Below are 20,927 nucleotides of genomic sequence, written 5' to 3' on the forward strand. Positions count from 1 at the left end.
TTGTGTTCGGCGGCCCTTGCGACGCCGGTGCTCATGCATTCGACGCTTCGGGCCAGTCCGATCCTGATCGGGTTCTTCTTTCTGCTCTTCCTTGTCGCGGAGCGGACATTTCTGGAGTTCGAACTACGTCAGCAGACGTACCGGTATAACGCCGGTGAAATCCCGCTTCTGCTCGCATTGGTTTACCTTCCGCCGAGCTGGGTAATTATCATCAGACTCGTCGCGGCTGCGGCCTATCTGACGAACGTGGCACCGGTCAAGGCGATCTACAACGTGGCGGTCCGGGCCGCCAGCACGGCAGTGGCCGCTCTCGTGCTTGAAGGGTTCATGACCCTTCCGGTGGGCATCGTTCGCATGGACCACCCGCTGTTGTGGGTCCAGATGATCGTCGCGGCCGAGTCCAACATGCTCGTCAACCTGATCGCCATCGCCGCTATCATGACGGCGGTCCAGGGCTGGATGGGCAACGGCAAGTTCCTGCAGAGCGTGTGGCAGAGCTCCGCCGTGTGTCTCGTCAACTCGATCCTGGGCCTCGTCGCTCTCCTAGCGTTGCGCACCTCGTCATGGGCCGTGGTGTGCCTCGGTGTCCTCGCGTTGCTCGTCGGTGGGGGCTACCGGGGATATCGACGTTCGCTCCAGCAGCACCGCAGCCTCACCGAGTTGTACGACTTCACTCAGGCGGCCGCCCAGGCCCGCGAGGCCGGCAATCTCGCGGACGTGCTTCTCGTTCGGGCCCGCAAACTTCTCAGCGCCGAGTACGCGACGCTATGGCTGCCGGGAAGTCGTCGGCATCCCGAGGTGATGCTCACCGCGCGGATCGAGGACAAGGGGCTCAGCGACCGCCCAGTGACACCGAATCTGCTGCGGAGCAAGGCGATCGCGGGCGATCAGACCGTCGTCGTTGGTCCCCGGGTCGGCGATCCCGCGCTCCGCGCCCAGTTGGCCGAGCATGGCAAGAAGGACGCCATCGTCGTTCCGCTGCGATCTGGTACCGCCGTGATCGGCACACTCGAGGTCGTCAACCGCGTCGGTGAGATGTCCTCGTTCGAATCGCACCAGGTTCGCCTGCTCGAGACGCTCGCCGCGCATGTCGCCGTAGCCGTCGAGAACTCCCGCCTCGTCGACCGGCTGCGCTTCGACGCCTACCACGACAGCCTCACGGGCCTGCCCAACCGCCGCCGGATGACGGCGATGCTGGAGGAGGCCGTCAAGGTCAGCGCCCCGGACGTGGTGGCGGTGTTGTTGTTCGATGTGGACGGTATGCGCGACGTCAACGAGTCGATGGGCCACCAGGCGGGCGACAAGCTCCTCGCCGAGGTGTCGCAACGCCTGCGCGACCTGGCGCCCCCGGCGGCACTCGTCGCCCGGGTCGGCGGCGACAAGTTCGCCGTGACGCTGCGGGCCGAGAGCGCTGCCGAGGCCGTCGAGCTGGCCGGCAAGCTCCGGGCAGCGTTGCAGGAGCCGATGCGGCTCGGCACCCTGAACCTGGACGTGGACACCGCGGTGGGCCTGGCCCTGCACCCGGAGCACGGCAGCGAGCCGGAGGTGCTGCTGCGCCGGGCGGATCTGGCCGTGCACGCCGCGAAGCAGACCAACTCGCACATCCAACAGTTCCATCTGGCCCTGGAGTCCGGTTCCACCCGGCGGATCGGCCTCGCCGGCGACCTGAGACGCGCGCTGGACGCCGGAGAGCTCGAGGTGTACTTCCAACCGAAGGTCGCCCTTTCCGACCGCCGCCTGGTGGGCGTGGAGTGCCTCTCCCGCTGGGAACACCCGGTGCACGGCTCGGTGAGCCCGCAGGACTTCATCGCGGTCGCCGAGCACACCGGTCAGCTGGGCCGGCTCACCGAGGTGGTGCTCCGCGAGGGGCTGCGCCGGTGCCGGGAATGGGCCGACGAGGGCCGGCCGCTGAGTGTCGCGGTCAACCTGTCGCCCCGCACCCTGGTCGACCCGGACTTCCCGAGCCAGGTGGGCGAGCTGCTCGCGGAGTACGGGGTGCCGGCCGAGCGGCTCACGCTGGAGATCACCGAGGACGGCATGGTGGCCGGCCCGGACCGCCCGATGCCGACCCTGCACCGCCTGCACGACCTCGGTGTCCGGTTGTCCGTGGACGACTTCGGCACCGGCTACTCCTCCCTGTCCTACCTCCGTCGGCTGCCGGTGCACGAGGTCAAGGTCGACCGGATGTTCGTGCAGGGCATGGCGACGGATCCGGGCGACCTGGCGATCGTGCGGGCCGTGGTGGACCTCAGCCGGCACTTCGGGCTGAGCGTCGTCGCCGAGGGTGTGGAGAGCGAGCTCACGCTGGCCCTGCTGGAGGAGATGGGCTGCGACATCGGCCAGGGATTCTTCTTCAGCCGCGCCCTGCCGTACGAGCGCCTGGAGACCTGGTTCGCCGCGCAGACGGTGACAGAGGAAGTCGGCGTCGGCGGCTCCGTACGGCGGCTCAGAGCCGTTCCCTGACCCCGTTTTGCGCCCCGGGCGACCGCTGTGTATGGTTACCCCTGCGCGCCTCACGGAGTGCACGCCCCTTTAGCTCAGTCGGCAGAGCGTCTCCATGGTAAGGAGAAGGTCTACGGTTCGATTCCGTAAAGGGGCTCTCGTTTGCTGGTTCGCTCCAGCAGGCATCAGCGGGAGGCCAGGTTCGCCCTGGCTGGCCGGCTTTGGCGGTGTAGCTCAGATGGTAGAGCAAACGGCTCATAATCGTTGTGTCGCCGGTTCAAGTCCGGCCACCGCTACTGCGGCGGGCGCCACAGTGCGCCCGATTACCATGTTCGCGTAGACGCAGGTAGGCTGTCAGATCGACAGACCCCCAAAAGAGCTAGGAAGGCACTCCCGTGGGTAAAGCGACTGACGTACGGCCGAAGATCACGCTGGCGTGCGTGGAGTGCAAGGAGCGGAACTACATCACCAAGAAGAACCGGCGGAACGACCCCGACCGGCTGGAGATGAACAAGTTCTGCCCGCGTTGCGGCAAGCACACCGCCCACCGCGAGACCCGCTGAGCTAGCTAGCTCCGATCACGGTCTGCACGAAGACTTCAGGAAGGCGTCGCCCGACACGGGCGGCGCCTTCTTCGTCGTGGTCACTAGGATCCATAACCATGCCCTTGGACCAGACGAATGTAGGTCGGACGTACCCGCCGACCGCCCCGTACGAGGTGGGACGGGAGAAGATCCGGGAGTTCGCCGAGGCGATCGGGGACCCGAACCCGGCCTTCCGCGACTCTGAGGTGGCCGTCAAGCTCGGCTACCGGGACGTCATCGCGCCGCCGACCTTCACCATCCGGCTGACCCTCGACGCGAGCGAGGTCGCCCTGGACGCGCTCGGCGTGCAGCTGCGCAACGTGCTGCACCGCGAGCAGAGGTTCTCTTACACCCGCCCGGTGGTCGCCGGGGACACCCTGGTCTGCGTCGTGGTCGTCGAGGCGATCCGCACGGTCGCCGGCAACGACATCCTGACCACCCGCACGGACGTCACGGACGGCTCCGGCGAGCTGGTCGTGGCCGTGTGGTCGACGCTCGTGGTTCGCGAGGAGGCGTGATGTACGAGGTCGGAACGCAACTGCCGGAGCGCACCTTCCGGGTGACCCGCGCGGACCTGGTCCGGTACGCGGGCGCGTCCGGGGACTTCAACCCCATCCACTGGAGCGACCGGGTGGCCGCCGAGGTCGGGCTGCCGAGCGTCATCGCGCACGGCATGCTCACGATGGCCCTGGCGGCCCGCGCGGTCACGGACTGGGTCGGCGACCCGGGCGCGATGGTGGCGTACACGGCGAAGTTCACCCGCCCGGTGCCGGTGCCCGACGACGAGGACGGCGCGGAGCTGGGGGTGTCGGCCGTCGTGAAGAAGGTCGACGGCGACCAGGCCCAGATCGACATCACGGTGGTCTTCGAGGGCGAGCGGGTGCTGGGCGCCGCGCGGGCGACCGTGCGCACCAGCTAACACACGTCCAGGCGCTGCCCGGCGGTCCGGACGACCTTGTTGCCGGGCAGCGTCGCCTCGACGTACCAGTCGGTCGGGATGTAGCCCCAGCTCGACGTGGTCCATTTTCCGGAGCTGGCGGACATGCTCTCGACGTAGTGGCCGGAACTGTCGTCCAGGATCAGCCGGACCTTGGTCGCCGTGGCCCCGTTGACCGTGGCGGTGACCCCGAAGCTCTGCCAGCCGCCCTGACACACCGGGTTGACCATGCTCGCGGTGACCGACGGGCCGATGAGGGTGGTCTGCGACGTCGAGGGTGCTGGCGCGGGCGGGGCCGTCGTCGGTTTCGCGCTGGTCGCGCTCGGTCGGGGGGTACTACTCGGGGTCGGGCTAGGACTCTTCCGGCTCGGCGTCGGCGACGCGACCATCGCGGCCTCCGGCGGCTTGTGCTCGCCGGACGGCAGCGGCAGCGGGGGCGCCTCGGCGGCCGGGCGCCGGGTGGTGTCGTCGGTCGGGGTGTCCTGCTGGGCGAGCACCACGCCGGCCCCGAGCAGCACCGTGGCCATCGAGCCGACCCCGATCAGCGCCCACCGCACGGGCCGGCGGCCGGACCGCTGGTCGGGCTGGCGGGGGAACCCGGCCCCGTCGAGCGGTCCCACCCTGCGCGCCACCTCGGTGAGCAGCGCCGGGACCGTGCTCTCCCGGGTCCTGCGGAGTTTGGGCCACAGCTGGCCGGTGACCCGGGGGAACGGCAGCGCCCCGTACCGCGTGATCAACGACGGGGCCCCGTGCCGGGCGATCTTGGCCATGGCCTTGCCGAGCCGGGTGGTGATCGCCGCGGTCGAGTGCCCGGTGACGAGCGCGATCTCCTCCGGGGTCAGGTCGTGCCGGGCGGACAGTTCGACGAGTTCGCGGTCGGCGGTCCGCAGGCTGTTCCCGGCGGCGGCGACGGCGGCGGTGGTCTCCGCCGTGTGCACCACGGAGCCGAGGTCGATCGTCTCGGCGGCCGGACCGCCGGTCCGTGGCTGCGCCGTCGGCCGGCTCTGGTCGAGGCACTCGCGGCGGACGAGCGCGTACAGCCACGCGCGGGCGTGGTCGCGATCGGCCAGCTCAGGGGCCTTCTCAGTGGCGATGATGAATGCGTCGTGCACCGCGTCGGCAGCTCCCGCGCTGTTGAGGCCCAGGGAGAGGCAGTATGCGTAGAGTCGGTCGGCGTGTTCCCTGAAGGCCCGTTCGAGCCAGGGTGAGTCGCCGAAGTCGTCCATGCGAAGGCACGGTAGCCGCCAATGGCTCCCAGGGCCACCCGCGCATCGGTTCGGTCTCGGCTCTGGCGCCGGGGGAGCCCGAGTTGGGAGAATCGCCGCCGTACCCGTACACTGGTCGACCTAGGGGTGAGTGGCCCCTGCTCCAGCATGCCTAACAAGTGCATTCTGAAGCGGGACTGCTTGTCCCTTGTGCGGAACCTCCGGGGTTCGCAAAGGGGTGTGGCGCAATTGGCAGCGCAGCGGTCTCCAAAACCGCAGGTTGCAGGTTCGAGTCCTGTCGCCCCTGCGCCGAGCACTGTCCGGTGTTGCCTGTGGCTGGGTTGACGGAAGTACGTGTTAGCTGGAGCTATGGCGACGCTGGCCCTCTGGGTCGGCGTGGAGAGTGCAACGGAGAGGGCAAATGGCCGAGAGCAAGCGGCGCGACAACGACGCCGTCGACGGTGAGATCAACGAGACTGATGATCTCGTTGTGACCGACGACGCTTCTGACGCCAAGCCCGCAGCAGACAAGTCGGACAAGGCTGAGAAGTCTTCCGATAAGGTTAAGACCGAGAAGTCCACCGAGAAGCGGGGCAACCCGTTCAGCCGGCTCGGGCGGTTCATCCGCGAGGTCGTCAGCGAGCTGCGCAAGGTCATCTGGCCGACGCGCAAGGAACTGCTCACGTACACCACGGTCGTCGTGGTGTTCGTCGCGGTGATGCTGACCATTGTCGCCTCCCTGGACTGGGCGTTCGCCAAGGGCGTGCTGTGGGTCTTCGCCGACGGTAAAAAGTAGTTAGACGAGCAGGGGAAGAGAGCCAGCGTGCCTGAGTACGACGAGACCGAGAACGGCGCTGTCGCGGCGACGATCGAGGAGTCGACCGACGTCGAAGACGCCGGTGCCGTCGAGAACAAGGACACGGACGAGGCTCCTGTCGCCGTCTCCGGCGAGGATGCCGAGCAGCCGCTCGTCGCCTCGCCGGACGACGAGGACTTCGACCCGGTCAAGGAGCTGCGCGAGGCGCTCCGGTTCGCCCCCGGCGACTGGTATGTCGTGCACTCCTACGCCGGGTACGAGAACAAGGTCAAGACCAACCTCGAGACCCGCATCGTGTCGCTCGACATGGAGGAGTTCATCTTCCAGGTCGAGGTTCCGACCCGTGAAGAGGTCGAGGTCAAGAACGGCAAGCGCCAGCAGGTGATGTCGAAGGTGTTCCCCGGCTACATCCTGGTCCGGATGGAGCTGACGCCGGAGTCCTACTCCTGCGTCCGGAACACCCCCGGGGTGACGGGTTTCGTCGGCGCGACGGACCGGGCTGACCGCCCGGCGCCGCTCTCGTTGAACGAGGTCCTCAAGTGGCTCGCCCCGGCGGTCACGGAGAAGAAGAAGAAGCCCGAGATCAAGGTCCTCGACTTTGAGGTGGGCGACTCCGTCACGGTCACGGACGGCGCGTTCTCGTCCATGCCGGCGACGATCTCCGAGATCAACCCGGACCAGCAGAAGCTGAAGGTCCTGGTGTCGATCTTCGGTCGTGAGACCCCGGTTGAGTTGAACTTCAACCAGGTCGCGAAGATCTGATCCAGCCGATCAGCTACCGTTGATGTCCCCGCGTGCACGTGGGGGTTATCCACAAGCCCAGGAAGTAAGACATGCCTCCGAAGAAGAAGAAGCTCGTCACGACCTTCACGCTGCAGCTCCCCGCAGGTCAGGCGACCCCGGCTCCGCCGGTCGGCCCCGCCCTCGGTCAGCACGGCGTGAACATCATGGAGTTCTGCAAGGCGTACAACGCGCAGAGCGAGGCCCAGCGCGGTGACATCGTGCCGGCCGAGATCAGCGTGTACGAGGACCGGACGTTCTCGTTCATCCTCAAGACGCCGCCGGCCGCGCGCCTGATCCTCAAGGCCGCCGGTGTGGCCAAGGGCTCCGGTGAGCCGCAGAAGACCAAGGTCGCCAACCTGACGCGCGCCCAGGTGCGGGACATCGCTGAGAAGAAGATGCCCGACCTGAACGCCAACGACCTCGACGCCGCCGAGAAGATCATCGCCGGTACCGCCCGTCAGATGGGCATCACGGTCTCCGACTAGTCGGCAGCCCGTCAGCGTCAACCGTGGGAGGGCCCCCGATGGCCCGCCAGACACCACAGGAGTACACAGCTATGTCGTTCGGAAAGAACTACCGCAAGGCTGCTGAGCAGATCGACCGTACGAAGGTCTACAGCCCGTCCGAGGCGATCAAGCTCGCGAAGGCCACCAGTGGCGCCAAGTTCGACGAGACCGTCGAGATCTCGATGCGGATCGGCGTCGACCCCCGCAAGGCGGACCAGATGGTCCGTGGCGTGGTCAACCTGCCGCACGGCACCGGTAAGACCGCCCGCGTGATCGTGTTCGCGTCCGGCGCGAAGGCCGAAGAGGCCGTCGCCGCCGGTGCTGACGAGGTCGGCTCCGACGAGCTGGTCGCCCGGATCCAGGGTGGTTGGCTGGACTTCGACGCCGCGATCGCGACGCCGGACCAGATGGCCAAGATCGGTAAGATCGCGCGGATTCTGGGCCCGCGCGGCCTGATGCCGAACCCGAAGACCGGCACGGTGACCATGGACGTCACCAAGGCGATCAACGAGATCAAGGGTGGAAAGATCACCTTCCGGGTGGACAAGCACTCGAACCTGCACCTGATCATCGGCAAGGCGTCGTTCGACGAGGCGAAGCTCATCGACAACTACGCCGCCGCGCTGGACGAGGTGCTGCGGGCGAAGCCGTCCTCGGCCAAGGGCAAGTACCTGAAGAAGGTCACCGTCGCCACGACGATGGGGCCGGGCATCCAGGTCGACCCGAACCGCACCCGCAACCTGCACGAGGACGCCCCCGTCGAGGGCTAGGCGATCCGCTTCCCGACAGGGCACTCCCGCGAGGGGGTGCCCTGTCGGCGTTTGTGCCAGTTTCACTCGTGGGAAGGGGTTCCTTTCGCAGGGGGACTGTGGCACGCTGCCCGACATGCGCTGTGCTGCGGCATCGGCGGCGTTGTGATTCGTGCGCGGGGGAGGGTGGCAGGTGGCTGAGCGGGCAGGGGCACTCCTGTGCCGGCACGTCGCCCTCGCAGCCATCCTCACCGTCGGAGGCGGCCTGGTGGCCGCCCCGGCCCAGGCCGGCCCCGACCAGCCGCCGAACCTGCGCGAGCGGTCGTGGTATCTGGACTCGATGAACATCCCGGCCGCGCAGTCCGTGGTGCGGGGCGGGGGCACGACCGTCGCCGTCATCGACACCGGGGTGGACCCCGACGGGCCGGCCCTGAGCGGCCAGGTGCTGCACGGTACGGAGATCACCAACGCCGGGACGACCGGTGACGGCCGCAACGACGAGGACGGCCACGGCACCGGGATGGCCAGCCTGATCGCGGGCAAGGGCGGCGACGACGAGCGGTTGCTCGGGGTGGCCCCCGAGGCGAAGATCCTCCCGGTGAAGATCACCCGGCAGGCGGACGGCGCGTTCAGCACCGAGAACGTGTACCGGGCGGTCGTGTGGGCCGTCGACCACGGCGCCAAGGTGATCAGCATGTCCCTCGGCGGCCCGCCGACCCCGGACGCGGAGTGGAAGCGCCGCCTGGTGCAGTACGCGCTGGACCACGACGCGGTCATCGTCGCCGCGGCCGGCAACGTCGAGCAGGGCCAGGACGGCCCCAGGGTCTCCGAGCCGGCAGCCTTCCCCGGCGTGGTGGCGGTGAGCGCCCTGAACCGGCACGGGGAGATCTGGGCCGGTTCGCAGACCGGACCCGAGGTCGTCGTGGCGGCCCCGGGCGAGCTGCTGCCGTTCCCGACCCACAACGGCTATACCGCGGCCTCGGGCACCTCGGGCGCCACGGCCCTGGTGTCCGGCGTGGTCGCGCTGATCCGCTCGCGGTACCCGGACATGTCCGCGGCGGACGTCGTCAACCGTCTGATCCGTACCGCGCAGGACAAGGGGCACAAGGGGCGCGACCTGCAGTACGGCTTCGGGGCCGTCGACGCGCTGGCCGCCGTCGTCGCCGAGGTGCCGAGGGTCGACCGGTATCCGCTGCCGACCGTCTCCGGGGAGACCGTGCGGCCGCAGACCCTGACCGCCGCGCCGGGCCAGGACCGGGCCGAGTACGCGCCGTGGCTGCTCGTCGGGGCGGTGCTCGCCGGGCTGGCCCTGCTGGCCGCGGTGTTCTGGAGGGCGCAGATCACGGTGCCCCGATTTGGCGGATCGAGCCGGGCTCACGTAGTGTGGTCGAAGTTCACCCAGAGACCGCTGGTCACCGTACCTGAAAATGGTGTGGTTGAAGGTTCCGCATTGAGCGGACGACCCGCGCAGGATGAAGCTTAGCGATGCCTGCCTAGCGGCGGGCCATTCACGCTCCAGCTGATCCTGCGCTGGGGCGTTTTCTCGTTACCGCGGACGACCGGGGGTCGGAGTAACGAGAGAGGAGGGACATGGCGGACAAGCCGGTCCGGGCCGACAAGGCCGATGCCGTTGGAGAGCTCAAGGACAAGTTCCTGAACTCTTCGGCGACTGTTCTGACCGAGTACCGGGGCCTGAAGGTCTCGCAGCTGACTCAGCTGCGGCGGTCGCTCGGACGTGAGACCACGTACGCCGTCGCCAAGAACACGCTGGCGAAGCGTGCTGCGGTGGAGGCGGGCCTCGAGGGGCTCGACGAGCTGTTCACCGGTCCTACCGCGCTCGCATTCGTCGGCGGCGACGCTGTCGAGGCTGCCAAGGGTCTGCGTGACTTCGCGAAGGCCCACCCGCTGCTCGTGATCAAGGGCGGCGTCTTCGAGGGCAAGGCCATCTCGGCCGCTGAGGTCCAGAAGCTCGCCGACCTCGAGTCGCGCGAGGTGCTGCTGGCCAAGCTGGCCGGTGCCATGAAGGCGAACCTGAGCAAGGCTGCCGCCGTGTTCCAGGCTCCGCTGTCGAAGATGGCGCGTACGGCTGCTGCACTGCAGGACAAGAAGGCCGCCGGTGCCGAGGCACCGGTCGAGGCGAGCGCCGAGGCCTAAACCCAGGACTTCTGTCCTGTACATCCACCGACGTACCCGTTACACGAAAGGACGCCTACCATGGCGAAGCTGTCCCAGGACGAGCTGCTCGGCCAGTTCGAGAACATGACCCTGATCGAGCTCTCCGAGTTCGTGAAGGCGTTCGAGGAGAAGTTCGACGTCACCGCCGCCGCTCCGGTCGCCATCGCGGGCCCGGCCGGCCCCGGCGCCGTCGCCGAGGCTGTCGAGGAGAAGGACGAGTTCAACGTCGTCCTCGAGTCGGCTGGCGAGAAGAAGATCCAGGTCATCAAGGAGGTGCGCGCGCTCACCAACCTCGGTCTCAAGGAGGCCAAGGACCTGGTCGAGGGTGCCCCGGCCAACATCCTGGAGAACGTCGCCAAGGACGTCGCCGAGAAGGCCAAGGCTCAGCTCGAGGCTGCCGGCGGTTCGGTCACGCTGAAGTAGTTTCACGTTTCACCGCAGGGGCGGGCACTCTTCGGAGTGTCCGCCCCTGCGTCGTCATCCCGTCTGTGTCGCCGGGGGATCGCCCTCTGACCTGGGGCGAAGTGGTCCGTACCCTGAACAGTGTGTTGCTGTGTGCTCCATAGAGCGTGTGCCCCTTGACGGAGGGGGTCGGCTCCGGCAGGCTGTTTCCAGTAACACCGCTGCACCCAGAGGGCCGCTGCCAGTCACCGGAGCCTCCGCGGGTGGGGCCCACACCGGCTTGGACCGGGGGCTGCCGCGCCGCGTTGAGGCAGACCTGGCACCCGCCTGGACAGCCGTGCGCCTTTCGGCTACACTGCTAGTTTGCGCTGCCTTCTGACACCGGCCCAGTCTATAATGTCCGTTCTCGGCCATTTTCGGTCTGGTCTTTCAGGGTGCGCGTAAAACGGCCGTTGCAGTAAAGGTCCTCGGAAGGACGCATCTTGGCAGCTTCCCGCCCTGCGAAGACCAGTTTCACAACTAGCGCATACGCCCCGCGCCGGGTCTCATTCGGCAGGATCAAAGAAAACCTCGAGGTTCCGAACCTCCTCGCTATCCAGACCGAGTCGTTCGACTGGCTCGTCGGGAACGAAGCGTGGCAGTTCCGGAACGCGGACGAGCAGATCGCCCGCGCCGGCCTCGAGGAGATCCTCGAAGAGATCAGTCCGATCGAGGACTTCTCCGGCACGATGTCCCTGTCTTTCTCCGCACCGCGCTTCGACGAGGTCAAGGCCTCGATCGAGGAGTGCAAGGAGAAGGACCTGACATACTGCGCTCCTCTCTTCGTAACCGCAGAGTTCACCAACCACGGCACCGGCGAGATCAAGAGCCAGACGGTGTTCATGGGTGACTTCCCGATGATGACGCCGAAGGGCACTTTCATCATCAACGGCACCGAGCGTGTCGTCGTCTCCCAGCTCGTCCGGTCTCCGGGTGTCTACTACACCAAAGAGCCTGACAAGACGTCTGACCGTGACCTTTCGAGTGTCAAGGTCATCCCCAGCCGGGGTGCCTGGCTCGAGTTCGACATCGACAAGCGCGAGACCGTCGGTGTGCGAATCGACCGCAAGCGCCGGCAGGCCGTGACGGTCCTCCTGAAGGCCATCGGCTGGTCGGATGAGCAGATCCGGGAGCGTTTCTCCTGGTCCGAGCTCATGATGACCACCCTGGAGAAGGACCACATCGCCACGCAGGACGAGGCGCTGCTCGACATCTACCGCAAGCTGCGTCCCGGCGAGCCGCCGACGCGGGAGAACGCCCAGAACCTCCTCGACAACCTCTTCTTCAACCCGAAGCGGTACGACCTGGCGAAGGTCGGCCGTTACAAGGTCAACAAGAAGCTGGCCGTGGACGCGCCGATCACCACCGGCGTGCTCACCGACGAGGACGTCGTGTCGACGATCGAGTACCTGTGCCGGCTGCACGCCGGTGAGGATGGCTACGAGTCCGACGACATCGACCACTTCGGCAACCGGCGGCTGCGTACGGTCGGCGAGCTCATCCAGAACCAGGTGCGCGTCGGCCTGAGCCGGATGGAGCGCGTCGTCCGTGAGCGGATGACCACGCAGGACGTCGAGGCGATCACCCCGCAGACCCTGATCAACATCCGTCCCGTCGTGGCGGCGATCAAGGAGTTCTTCGGGACGTCCCAGTTGTCCCAGTTCATGGACCAGAACAACCCTCTGGCGGGTCTGACCCACCGCCGGCGCCTCAGCGCGCTGGGCCCGGGTGGTCTGTCCCGTGAGCGGGCCGGCTTCGAGGTCCGTGACGTGCACCCGTCCCACTACGGCCGGATGTGCCCGATCGAGACCCCGGAAGGCCCGAACATCGGCCTGATCGGCGCTCTGTCGACGTTCGCGCGGGTCAACCCGTTCGGCTTCATCGAGACGCCGTACCGCAAGGTGGACGACTCCGGTCGGGTCACCGAGCAGGTCGACTACCTCACCGCGGACGAAGAGGACCGGCACGTCATCGCGCAGGCCAACGCCCCGCTGCGCGCCGACGGCACGTTCCTCGAGGACCGCGTCCTGGTGCGTCGTAAGGGCGGCGAGGTCGACTTCGTGACCCCGTCGGCCGTCGACTACATGGATGTCTCGCCGCGTCAGATGACGTCGGTCGCGACCGCCATGATCCCGTTCCTCGAGCACGACGACGCGAACCGCGCCCTCATGGGTGCGAACATGCAGCGTCAGGCCGTGCCGCTGATCAAGAGCGACGCTCCTCTGGTCGGTACGGGTATGGAGTACCGGGCAGCGGTCGACGCCGGTGACGTGGTCGTCGCCGAGGTCGCCGGTGTCGTCGAGGACGTCTGCGCCGACTACGTGACGGTGCACCAGGACGACGGCCACCGCCGGACGTACCTGCTGCACAAGTTCCGTCGGTCGAACTCTGGCTCGTGCGTGAACCAGAAGCCGGTCGTCATCGAGGGCTCGCGTGTCGAGGCCGGCCAGGTCATCGCCGACGGTCCGTGTACGGACCAGGGTGAGATGGCGCTCGGCAAGAACCTGCTCGTGGCGTTCATGCCGTGGGAGGGTCACAACTACGAGGACGCGATCATCCTGTCGCAGCGCCTCGTCCAGGAGGACGTGCTCACCTCGATCCACATCGAGGAGCACGAGGTCGACGCCCGTGACACCAAGTTGGGTCCGGAGGAGATCACCCGCGACATCCCGAATGTCAGCGAGGAGATGCTCGCCGACCTCGACGAGCGCGGCATCATCCGGATCGGCGCCGAGGTCGTCCCCGGCGACATCCTGGTCGGCAAGGTCACGCCCAAGGGCGAGACCGAGCTGACCCCGGAGGAGCGCCTGCTGCGCGCCATCTTCGGCGAGAAGGCCCGCGAGGTGCGGGACACGTCGCTGAAGGTTCCGCACGGCGAGACCGGCACGGTCATCGGGGTCCGCACGTTCAGCCGCGACGACGGCGACGAGCTGCCCCCGGGCGTCAACGAGCTGGTCCGCGTCTACGTGGCCCAGAAGCGGAAGATCCAGGACGGCGACAAGCTCGCCGGACGCCACGGCAACAAGGGTGTCATCTCCAAGATCCTCCCGGTCGAGGACATGCCGTTCCTCCAGGACGGCACGCCGGTCGACATCGTGCTCAACCCGCTCGGTGTTCCGGGCCGGATGAACATCGGCCAGGTGCTCGAGATGCACCTCGGCTGGGTGGCCAAGACCGGCTGGAAGGTCGAGGGCGAGGACGCCGAGTGGAAGAAGGCCCTGCGGGCGATCGGTGCGGACGAGTCCGGGCCGAACACCCGGGTCGGAACCCCGGTCTTCGACGGCGCCCGCGAGGAGGAGATCACCGGTCTCCTCGCGTCCACGATCCGGACCCGCGACGGGCAGCAGCTCGTCGAGGGCAACGGTAAGGCGAAGCTGTTCGACGGTCGCTCCGGCGAGCCGTTGCCGCATCCGATCGCGGTCGGCTACGTCTACATCCTCAAGCTGAACCACCTCGTGGATGACAAGATCCACGCGCGGTCGACGGGTCCCTACTCGATGATCACGCAGCAGCCGCTCGGTGGTAAGGCCCAGTTCGGTGGTCAGCGCTTCGGTGAGATGGAGTGCTGGGCCATGCAGGCGTACGGCGCCGCCTACGCCCTGCAGGAGCTCCTCACCATCAAGTCGGATGACGTGCTCGGCCGAGTGAAGGTCTACGAGGCCATCGTCAAGGGGGAGAACATCCCCGAGCCGGGTATCCCGGAGTCCTTCAAGGTGCTGCTCAAGGAGCTCCAGTCGCTCTGCCTGAACGTCGAGGTTCTCTCGTCGGACGGTGTGCCACTGGAGATGCGGGACCAGGACGACGAGGTCTTCCGCGCCGCCGAAGAGCTGGGGATCGACCTGTCACGGCGCGAGCCGAGCAGCGTCGAAGAGGTCTGAGGTCGCGGCCGGCCTCCTCACGGGGGCCGGCCACATCTCCGACAGACACTTACTGCCCGAGTAACTGAGTAAGGACGTAGACGAAGTGCTCGATGTCAACTACTTCGATGAGCTGCGGATCGGCCTGGCGACAGCTGACGACATCCGTCAGTGGTCGCACGGCGAGGTCAAGAAGCCCGAGACCATCAACTACCGCACCCTGAAGCCTGAGAAGGACGGACTCTTCTGCGAGAAGATCTTCGGTCCGACCCGGGACTGGGAGTGCTACTGCGGCAAGTACAAGCGGGTTCGCTTCAAGGGCATCATCTGTGAGCGCTGCGGCGTCGAGGTGACCCGGGCGAAGGTCCGCCGTGAGCGCATGGGCCACATCGAGCTCGCCGCCTCGGTGACCCACATCTGGTACTTCAAGGGTGTGCCGAGCCGGCTGGGTTACCTGCTCGACCTGGCCCCGAAGGACCTCGAAAAGATCATCTACTTCGCCTCGTACGTCGTCACCAGTGTCGACACCGAGGCGCGGCACCGCGACCTGCAGACGATCGAGAACGAGATCCTCGCGGAGAAGCGTCAGCTGGAGAACCGCCGGGACGTCGACGTCGACGGCCGGGCCAAGAAGCTCGAGGCCGACCTGGGCGAGCTCGAGGCCGAGGGCGCGAAGGCTGACGTCCGCCGCAAGGTGAAGGAAGCCGGCGAGCGCGAGATGCGCCAGATCCGGGACCGGATCCAGCGCGAGATCGACCGCCTCGACGAGGTGCTCGACACCTTCCGCAAGCTCGAGCCGAAGCAGCTCGTCCCGGACGAGATGCTCTACCGCGAGCTCCGCGACCGGTTCGAGGACTACTTCACCGGTGGCATGGGCGCCGAGGCGATCAAGGCCCTCCTGCAGAACCTCGACCTGAACGAAGAGGCCGAGCTGCTGCGCGAGACCATCCGTTCGGGCAAGGGCCAGCGCAAGATCCGTGCCCTCAAGCGCCTGAAGGTCGTCGCCGCGTTCCTGAGCACCGGCAACTCGCCGCTCGGCATGGTGCTGGACTGCGTCCCGGTCATCCCGCCGGACCTGCGCCCGATGGTGCAGCTCGACGGTGGCCGGTTCGCGACGAGCGACCTGAACGACCTGTACCGGCGCGTGATCAACCGGAACAACCGCCTCAAGCGTCTGATCGACCTCGGTGCCCCCGAGATCATCGTGAACAACGAGAAGCGGATGCTCCAGGAGGCCGTGGACGCACTGTTCGACAACGGTCGTCGTGGTCGTCCGGTGACGGGTCCGGGCAACCGGCCGCTGAAGTCCCTCAGCGACATGCTGAAGGGTAAGCAGGGTCGGTTCCGTCAGAACCTGCTCGGCAAGCGCGTGGACTACTCCGGTCGTTCCGTCATCGTCGTCGGCCCGCGGCTCAAGCTGCACCAGTGCGGCCTGCCGAAGCAAATGGCGCTGGAGCTGTTCAAGCCGTTCGTGATGAAGCGGCTGGTCGACCTCAACCACGCCCAGAACATCAAGTCCGCCAAGCGGATGGTCGAGCGTCAGCGCCCGGTCGTGTGGGACGTCCTCGAAGAGGTCATCACCGAGCACCCGGTGCTGCTGAACCGCGCGCCCACCCTGCACCGTCTGGGCATCCAGGCCTTCGAGCCCCAGCTGGTCGAGGGCAAGGCCATCCAGATCCACCCGCTCGTGTGTACGGCGTTCAACGCCGACTTCGACGGTGACCAGATGGCGGTCCACGTGCCGCTGTCCGCCGAGGCCCAGGCCGAGGCGCGGGTGCTGATGCTCTCGAGCAACAACATCCTCAAGCCGTCGGACGGCAAGCCGGTCACCATGCCCACCCAGGACATGATCATCGGCCTGTACCACCTGAGCCACGTGTCCCCGAAGGCGCAGCCGGACCCCCGGGTGTTCTCGACGGACGCCGAGGCGCGGATGGCCTACGACGCGGGCGAGCTGCACCTGCAGCAGCCGGTGAAGATCCGCCTCGACGGCCTCACCGAGGTCGACAACGGCGCGTTCGACGCCCCGTGGGAGGCCCCGGAGGGCTGGGAGCCGGGCACGCCGCTCATCGTCACCACGACGCTGGGCCGGGTGCTGTTCAACGAGACGCTGCCGGTGGACTACCGGTTCGTGAACTACGAGATCCGCAAGGGTCAGCTCTCGGTGATCGTCAACGACCTGGCGGAGCGCTACCCCAAGGTGCAGCTGGCGGCGACGCTGGACGCGCTCAAGGAGTACGGCTTCCACTGGGCGACCTGGTCCGGCGTCACGATCTCGATCGAGGACGTCGTCCAGCCGCCCAAGAAGTGGGAGATCCTCGGCCGGTACGAGAAGGACGCCGACCTGATCGAGAAGCAGTACCACCGCGGTCTGATGACGGCGGAGGAGCGGCGTGGCGAGCTGATCGAGATCTGGACCAAGGCGACCAACGAGGTCGCCAAGGAGATGGAGACGGCGCTCCCGCAGGAGAACCCGCTGTGGGTCATGATCCACTCGGGTGCCCGTGGAAACATGCTGCAGCTCCGGCAGATCTCCGCGATCCGTGGTCTGGTGGCCAACCCCAAGGGCGAGATCATCCCGCGTCCGATCAAGTCCTCGTTCCGCGAGGGCCTGTCGGTCCTGGAGTACTTCATCGCCACCCACGGTGCCCGTAAGGGCCTCGCGGACACGGCCCTGCGTACCGCCGACTCGGGTTACCTGACCCGTCGTCTGGTGGACGTCTCGCAGGACGTGATCATCCGCGAGGAGGACTGCGGCACCGAGCGCGCCATCCGGATGGCCATCGCGAAGGACATCGACGGCAAGCTGGTCGTCGACGAGCACGCGGAGTCCGGCGTCCACGCCCGCACCCTGGGCGACGACGTCAAGGACGCCAAGGGCAACGTCATCGCCACGGCCGGTTCGGACCTCAACACCCTGCTCACCGAGCAGCTGGTCGAGGCCGGGATCAAGGAGCTCCGGCTCCGCTCGGTGCTCACCTGCGAGTCCAAGCTCGGCGTCTGCGCCGCCTGCTACGGCCGGTCGCTGCCGACGGGCAAGAACGTGGACATCGGCGAGGCGGTCGGCATCATCGCCGCCCAGTCGATCGGTGAGCCCGGTACCCAGCTGACGATGCGTACCTTCCACACCGGTGGTGTGGCGGGTGACGACATCACGCAGGGTCTGCCGCGTGTCCAGGAGATCTTCGAGGCTCGGGTTCCGAAGGGTAAGGCTCCGATCGCGGAGACCCCCGGAAAGATCCGGATCGAGGACGGCGAGCGGATGCGCAAGATCATCATCGTGCCGGACGACGGCAGCGAGGAGATCGTGCACGACAAGCTCTCCAAGCGCTCGAAGCTCCGGGTGCACGAGGGTGGTCGGGTCGAGGTCGGCGAGAAGCTGGTCGAGGGCACGATCGACCCCCACGAGCTGCTGCGCATCATGGGTCCCCGCGCGGTTCAGGTCCACCTGACCGCAGAGGTCCAGAACGTGTACCGCTCGCAGGGTGTGCAGATCCACGACAAGCACATCGAGATCATCATCCGGCAGATGCTCAAGCGGGTCACGGTCATCGACTCGGGCTCCACGGAGTTCCTGCCGGGTTCGGTGGTCGACCGGGCGCAGTTCGAGGCGGAGAACCGCCGCCTCGTCGCCGAGGGTGGCGAGCCCGCCTCCGGCCGTCCGGTCCTGATGGGTATCACCAAGGCCTCGCTGGCCACGGACTCGTGGCTGTCGGCCGCCTCCTTCCAGGAGACGACCCGGGTGCTCACCGACGCGGCGATCAACGCCAAGTCGGACTCCCTGATCGGCCTGAAGGAGAACGTGATCATCGGAAAGCTCATCCCGGCGGGTACTGGCATCAGCAAGTACCGCAACATCCGGGTGGAGCCGACCGAGGAGGCCAAGGCCCGGGTGTACTCCATGACGGGCTACACCGAGGTCGACTACGGCTTCGGTCCGGCGAGTGGTCAGGCCGTCCCGCTGGACGACTTCGACCTGGGCTCGTTCCGGTAGATGTAACGCGTCAACTCTGGCCGGGCTCCTTCGGGGGCCCGGCCAGAGTGCATGATGGGACAGTGGCGTACCCGATGCTGACCCAACCGCTCCGGCACCCGGCGGATCCCGACCCGACGGCGTCCACCAAGGCGCGCGCCGTCCTCCTGCTCGGGATCGCCGCGCTCGTCACGGGCCCGATGGTCGGCGGGCTCGTCCCCGCCTGGATCGCGTTGGCCCTGGCCCGCCAGGCGACGGCGGATATCGACGCCGCGGCCGGTTTCCTCACCGGACGGCGTTTGGTCCGGATCGGCACCGCCCTGGCCTGGGCCGGCGTGGCGCTGGCGGCCACGGCCCTCGTGCTCGCCGTCGTGATCGGCCTCCTGCACCTCGTTCCGACCGGCGCGGGACAGGACTTCGACTCGCACACGTCGTAGGTGTACGTCAAGATGGCTGCATGACGCAGGACCACGGGCAGACACCGCCAGAGCCGATTCCGTGGGCGGCACCCTCGCCGTGGGAGGTTCCCCGGGAGCCCGCCATCCCGGCCCCGGGTCCGGCCCCAGGCCCAGCCCCTGCCCCGGTCCCAGGCCCTGCCCAGGCTCCGGCCCCGGCCGTCGCGCCGCCGCCGGCGCAGTGGGTGACGCCAGGGTCGACCGCGCCCGGTCAGGTGCCGCCGGTGGCCGCGCCGCCCGCTCCGGTGCACCCCATGGGCGCGCCGCCCGCTCCGGTACCCCCCATGGCCGCAGCGCCAGCCCCGGTGCCGCAGTGGCACCGCCCACCGCCTCCACCGCGCCAGCCGGGCCCGGCGATCGCGATGGCCGCCGTCCTCCCCGGCCCCGGCGGCGACTTCAACCTCGCGTACCCGGCCGTGCGCCCGATCCAGTCCGGGGTCGCCCTGGGCTCGCTGACGGCCGGGATCGCCTCGCTGCTGGTCTCGATCGCCGTGCTCTGCTTCGGGGTGACCGGTGCCCAGGACGGCTGGGGCGCCCGAGTGGCCGGAGCGTTCGCCGTGCTGGGCGCCGCCGCAGGGCTCGCCGGGCTCGCGCTCGGCGCCGCAGCGGTCCGCCAGATCCGCCGGGCCAGGGGAGAACTCAGCGGCAAGGGCGTGGCCCTCACAGGGCTGTGCCTCGCCGGGGTCGGGCTCGCGTCCAGCGTAGGGGCCCTGCTTCTGGCAGTGGTCCTGAGCACGTAACGGGGACCGGCGCGGGGTGCGCAACCCGACCAGGTACTCTGGTATAGAGCATCCGCCACGGTGACTCGGGCCACGATGAGCACGCCTCGGCACTCCTCGTTTTGACCTACGTTCTCATAGTGGGTACTCTTTCCCCTTGTGCCTGGGCATCCCCAGGCCATCGTGCGTGCGCTCCGGCTAATCCCGGACGCGGGCACGAGCCCAGAACCGGTCGGATCCCCATCCGATCGGGGAGCGCAGACGGCGACACGCCCGAGCGCGGGGGTCGAAGCCCAGGCTTCATCAGCAACAGGCATGCACTATCTGACAGCTTTGCTTTAAGAGCTAGTGAACGGCCCGGCCGCGGCGCGCGGCGCCGAGGCCGGAGGGAGCGGAGAGACCCGGTGCCAACAATCCAGCAGCTGGTCCGTAAGGGCCGTCAGGCGAAGACGAGCAAGACGAAGACGCCTGCGCTCAAGGGCAGCCCGCAGCGGCGTGGTGTGTGCACTCGCGTGTACACGACCACCCCCAAGAAGCCGAACTCGGCCCTGCGGAAGGTCGCTCGTGTGCGACTCACCAGCGGCATCGAGGTAACGGCCTACATCCCGGGCGTCGGCCACAACCTGCAGGAGCACTCGATCGTGCTCGTGCGTGGTGGTCGTGTGAAGGACCTTCCCGGTGTCCGTTACAAGATCATTCGCGGTTCGCTCGACACCCAGGGTGTCCGGAACCGTAAGCAGGCTCGCAGCCGCTACGGCGCGAAGAAGGAGAAGAGCTAATGCCGCGTAAGGGCCCCGCCCCGCGCCGGCCGCTCGTTGCGGACCCGGTCTACAACTCCACGATCGTCACCCAGCTGGTCAACAAGATCCTGCTGGAAGGCAAGCGTGGCCTGGCTGAGCGCCTCGTCTACGGTGCCCTCGAGGGCGCCAAGGAGAAGGCCGGCACCGACCCGGTCGTCATCCTGAAGCGCGCGCTGGACAACATCAAGCCGACCCTCGAGGTCCGCAGCCGCCGTGTTGGTGGCGCGACCTACCAGGTGCCGGTCGAGGTGCGCCCGCAGCGTGCCGTGACCCTCGGCATGCGCTGGCTCGTCCAGTACAGCCGGGCGCGTCGCGAGAAGACGATGACCGAACGGCTCATGAACGAGCTGCTCGACGCCAGCAACGGCCTCGGCGCCGCTGTGAAGCGTCGCGAGGACACGCACAAGATGGCCGAGTCGAACAAGGCCTTCGCGCACTACCGCTGGTAGGACGCGACGGATGCCTGCGGCGGGGGACCCTGCCG

18 protein-coding genes and 3 tRNA genes are annotated in these 20,927 nt (G+C 67.8%); 20 read left to right on the forward strand and 1 reads right to left on the reverse strand.

Annotated features, from left to right (window positions below; all coding sequences use genetic code 11):
- The first annotated feature begins 33 nt into the window (after window positions 1-33).
- The 6 genes from IW245_RS30865 to IW245_RS30890 all read left to right on the forward strand — a co-directional run bounded on the left by IW245_RS30865 (window position 34) and on the right by IW245_RS30890 (window position 3,945).
- The gene (locus tag IW245_RS30865) at window positions 34-2,463 is read left to right on the forward strand and encodes a putative bifunctional diguanylate cyclase/phosphodiesterase (protein ID WP_197006640.1); all 2,430 of its coding nucleotides are present in this window, start codon (window positions 34-36) and stop codon (window positions 2,461-2,463) included.
- Window positions 2,464-2,526: 63 nt separating this feature from the next.
- Window positions 2,527-2,599: transfer RNA gene (locus IW245_RS30870), tRNA-Thr, on the forward strand.
- Between the two features lie 66 nt (window positions 2,600-2,665).
- A tRNA-Met gene (locus IW245_RS30875) sits at window positions 2,666-2,738 on the forward strand.
- Between the two features lie 99 nt (window positions 2,739-2,837).
- Complete coding sequence (gene rpmG / locus IW245_RS30880; protein ID WP_197006641.1) at window positions 2,838-3,005, forward strand: 50S ribosomal protein L33; 168 nt, start codon at window positions 2,838-2,840, stop codon at window positions 3,003-3,005.
- A gap of 98 nt (window positions 3,006-3,103) precedes the next feature.
- Window positions 3,104-3,544: a MaoC family dehydratase N-terminal domain-containing protein gene (locus tag IW245_RS30885; RefSeq protein ID WP_197006642.1), complete on the forward strand. Its 441-nt coding sequence runs from the start codon at window positions 3,104-3,106 to the stop codon at window positions 3,542-3,544.
- Complete coding sequence (locus IW245_RS30890; RefSeq protein WP_197006643.1) at window positions 3,544-3,945, forward strand: MaoC/PaaZ C-terminal domain-containing protein; 402 nt, start codon at window positions 3,544-3,546, stop codon at window positions 3,943-3,945. The genes IW245_RS30885 and IW245_RS30890 overlap by 1 nt, the downstream gene beginning before the upstream one ends.
- Here IW245_RS30890 and IW245_RS30895 read toward each other — a convergent pair.
- Window positions 3,942-5,189: an RNA polymerase sigma factor gene (locus IW245_RS30895; protein WP_197006644.1), complete on the reverse strand. Its 1,248-nt coding sequence runs from the start codon at window positions 5,187-5,189 to the stop codon at window positions 3,942-3,944. The two genes, IW245_RS30890 and IW245_RS30895, sit on opposite strands and share 4 nt — an antisense overlap.
- A 213-nt stretch (window positions 5,190-5,402) precedes the next feature.
- Between IW245_RS30895 and IW245_RS30900 the strand changes: the two genes are divergently transcribed.
- The 14 genes from IW245_RS30900 to rpsG all read left to right on the forward strand — a co-directional run bounded on the left by IW245_RS30900 (window position 5,403) and on the right by rpsG (window position 20,892).
- Window positions 5,403-5,475 (forward strand) — tRNA-Trp (locus IW245_RS30900).
- Between the two features lie 114 nt (window positions 5,476-5,589).
- The gene (secE, locus tag IW245_RS30905; RefSeq protein WP_197006645.1) at window positions 5,590-5,964 is read left to right on the forward strand and encodes a preprotein translocase subunit SecE; all 375 of its coding nucleotides are present in this window, start codon (window positions 5,590-5,592) and stop codon (window positions 5,962-5,964) included.
- A gap of 27 nt (window positions 5,965-5,991) precedes the next feature.
- The gene (gene nusG, locus IW245_RS30910; RefSeq protein WP_197006646.1) at window positions 5,992-6,747 is read left to right on the forward strand and encodes a transcription termination/antitermination protein NusG; all 756 of its coding nucleotides are present in this window, start codon (window positions 5,992-5,994) and stop codon (window positions 6,745-6,747) included.
- Between the two features lie 71 nt (window positions 6,748-6,818).
- Window positions 6,819-7,253, forward strand: coding sequence for a 50S ribosomal protein L11 (gene rplK, locus IW245_RS30915; protein WP_197006647.1), 435 nt, complete (start codon window positions 6,819-6,821; stop codon window positions 7,251-7,253).
- A 71-nt stretch (window positions 7,254-7,324) separates the two neighbouring features.
- Window positions 7,325-8,044, forward strand: a complete 720-nt coding sequence (gene rplA / locus IW245_RS30920; protein ID WP_197006648.1) for a 50S ribosomal protein L1 — start codon at window positions 7,325-7,327, stop codon at window positions 8,042-8,044.
- A gap of 172 nt (window positions 8,045-8,216) precedes the next feature.
- Window positions 8,217-9,506, forward strand: coding sequence for a S8 family serine peptidase (locus IW245_RS30925; RefSeq protein ID WP_197006649.1), 1,290 nt, complete (start codon window positions 8,217-8,219; stop codon window positions 9,504-9,506).
- 107 nt (window positions 9,507-9,613) lie between these two features.
- The gene (gene rplJ / locus IW245_RS30930) at window positions 9,614-10,177 is read left to right on the forward strand and encodes a 50S ribosomal protein L10 (protein WP_197006650.1); all 564 of its coding nucleotides are present in this window, start codon (window positions 9,614-9,616) and stop codon (window positions 10,175-10,177) included.
- A 60-nt stretch (window positions 10,178-10,237) separates the two neighbouring features.
- Window positions 10,238-10,621: a 50S ribosomal protein L7/L12 gene (gene rplL, locus IW245_RS30935; RefSeq protein ID WP_197006651.1), complete on the forward strand. Its 384-nt coding sequence runs from the start codon at window positions 10,238-10,240 to the stop codon at window positions 10,619-10,621.
- Window positions 10,622-11,082: 461 nt separating this feature from the next.
- The gene (gene rpoB / locus IW245_RS30940; protein WP_197006652.1) at window positions 11,083-14,517 is read left to right on the forward strand and encodes a DNA-directed RNA polymerase subunit beta; all 3,435 of its coding nucleotides are present in this window, start codon (window positions 11,083-11,085) and stop codon (window positions 14,515-14,517) included.
- Between the two features lie 85 nt (window positions 14,518-14,602).
- Window positions 14,603-18,490 carry a DNA-directed RNA polymerase subunit beta' gene (locus IW245_RS30945; protein ID WP_197006653.1) on the forward strand — a complete coding sequence of 1,296 codons (3,888 nt, stop codon included), beginning with the start codon at window positions 14,603-14,605 and terminating at the stop codon, window positions 18,488-18,490.
- Between the two features lie 62 nt (window positions 18,491-18,552).
- Window positions 18,553-18,906: a hypothetical protein gene (locus tag IW245_RS30950; protein WP_372445272.1), complete on the forward strand. Its 354-nt coding sequence runs from the start codon at window positions 18,553-18,555 to the stop codon at window positions 18,904-18,906.
- A 302-nt stretch (window positions 18,907-19,208) separates the two neighbouring features.
- Window positions 19,209-19,664, forward strand: coding sequence for a hypothetical protein (locus IW245_RS30955; protein ID WP_197006654.1), 456 nt, complete (start codon window positions 19,209-19,211; stop codon window positions 19,662-19,664).
- A 383-nt stretch (window positions 19,665-20,047) separates the two neighbouring features.
- Window positions 20,048-20,422, forward strand: a complete 375-nt coding sequence (gene rpsL / locus IW245_RS30960) for a 30S ribosomal protein S12 (protein ID WP_197006655.1) — start codon at window positions 20,048-20,050, stop codon at window positions 20,420-20,422.
- Window positions 20,422-20,892 (forward strand): 30S ribosomal protein S7, encoded by a 471-nt coding sequence (rpsG, locus tag IW245_RS30965; protein ID WP_197006656.1) that lies wholly within the window; start codon window positions 20,422-20,424, stop codon window positions 20,890-20,892. Before rpsL ends, rpsG begins: the two co-directional genes overlap by 1 nt.
- Window positions 20,893-20,927: the final 35 nt, after the last annotated feature.

This window comes from Longispora fulva, from assembly GCF_015751905.1.
GTDB classification, from domain to species: Bacteria; Actinomycetota; Actinomycetes; order Mycobacteriales; family Micromonosporaceae; genus Longispora; species Longispora fulva.

What these genes read in the sequence shown, in the direction of transcription:
- IW245_RS30865 (WP_197006640.1), top strand. Translation starts at nt 34, where the DNA reads ATGCATTCGACGCTTCGGGCCAGTCCGATCCTGATCGGGTTCTTCTTT.
- IW245_RS30885 (WP_197006642.1), top strand. Translation starts at nt 3,104, where the DNA reads ATGCCCTTGGACCAGACGAATGTAGGTCGGACGTACCCGCCGACCGCC.
- IW245_RS30890 (WP_197006643.1), top strand. Translation starts at nt 3,544, where the DNA reads ATGTACGAGGTCGGAACGCAACTGCCGGAGCGCACCTTCCGGGTGACC.
- IW245_RS30895 (WP_197006644.1), bottom strand. Translation starts at nt 5,189, where the DNA reads ATGGACGACTTCGGCGACTCACCCTGGCTCGAACGGGCCTTCAGGGAA.
- secE (WP_197006645.1), top strand. Translation starts at nt 5,590, where the DNA reads ATGGCCGAGAGCAAGCGGCGCGACAACGACGCCGTCGACGGTGAGATC.
- rplK (WP_197006647.1), top strand. Translation starts at nt 6,819, where the DNA reads ATGCCTCCGAAGAAGAAGAAGCTCGTCACGACCTTCACGCTGCAGCTC.
- rplA (WP_197006648.1), top strand. Translation starts at nt 7,325, where the DNA reads ATGTCGTTCGGAAAGAACTACCGCAAGGCTGCTGAGCAGATCGACCGT.
- rplJ (WP_197006650.1), top strand. Translation starts at nt 9,614, where the DNA reads ATGGCGGACAAGCCGGTCCGGGCCGACAAGGCCGATGCCGTTGGAGAG.
- rplL (WP_197006651.1), top strand. Translation starts at nt 10,238, where the DNA reads ATGGCGAAGCTGTCCCAGGACGAGCTGCTCGGCCAGTTCGAGAACATG.
- IW245_RS30955 (WP_197006654.1), top strand. Translation starts at nt 19,209, where the DNA reads ATGGCCGCAGCGCCAGCCCCGGTGCCGCAGTGGCACCGCCCACCGCCT.
- rpsG (WP_197006656.1), top strand. Translation starts at nt 20,422, where the DNA reads ATGCCGCGTAAGGGCCCCGCCCCGCGCCGGCCGCTCGTTGCGGACCCG.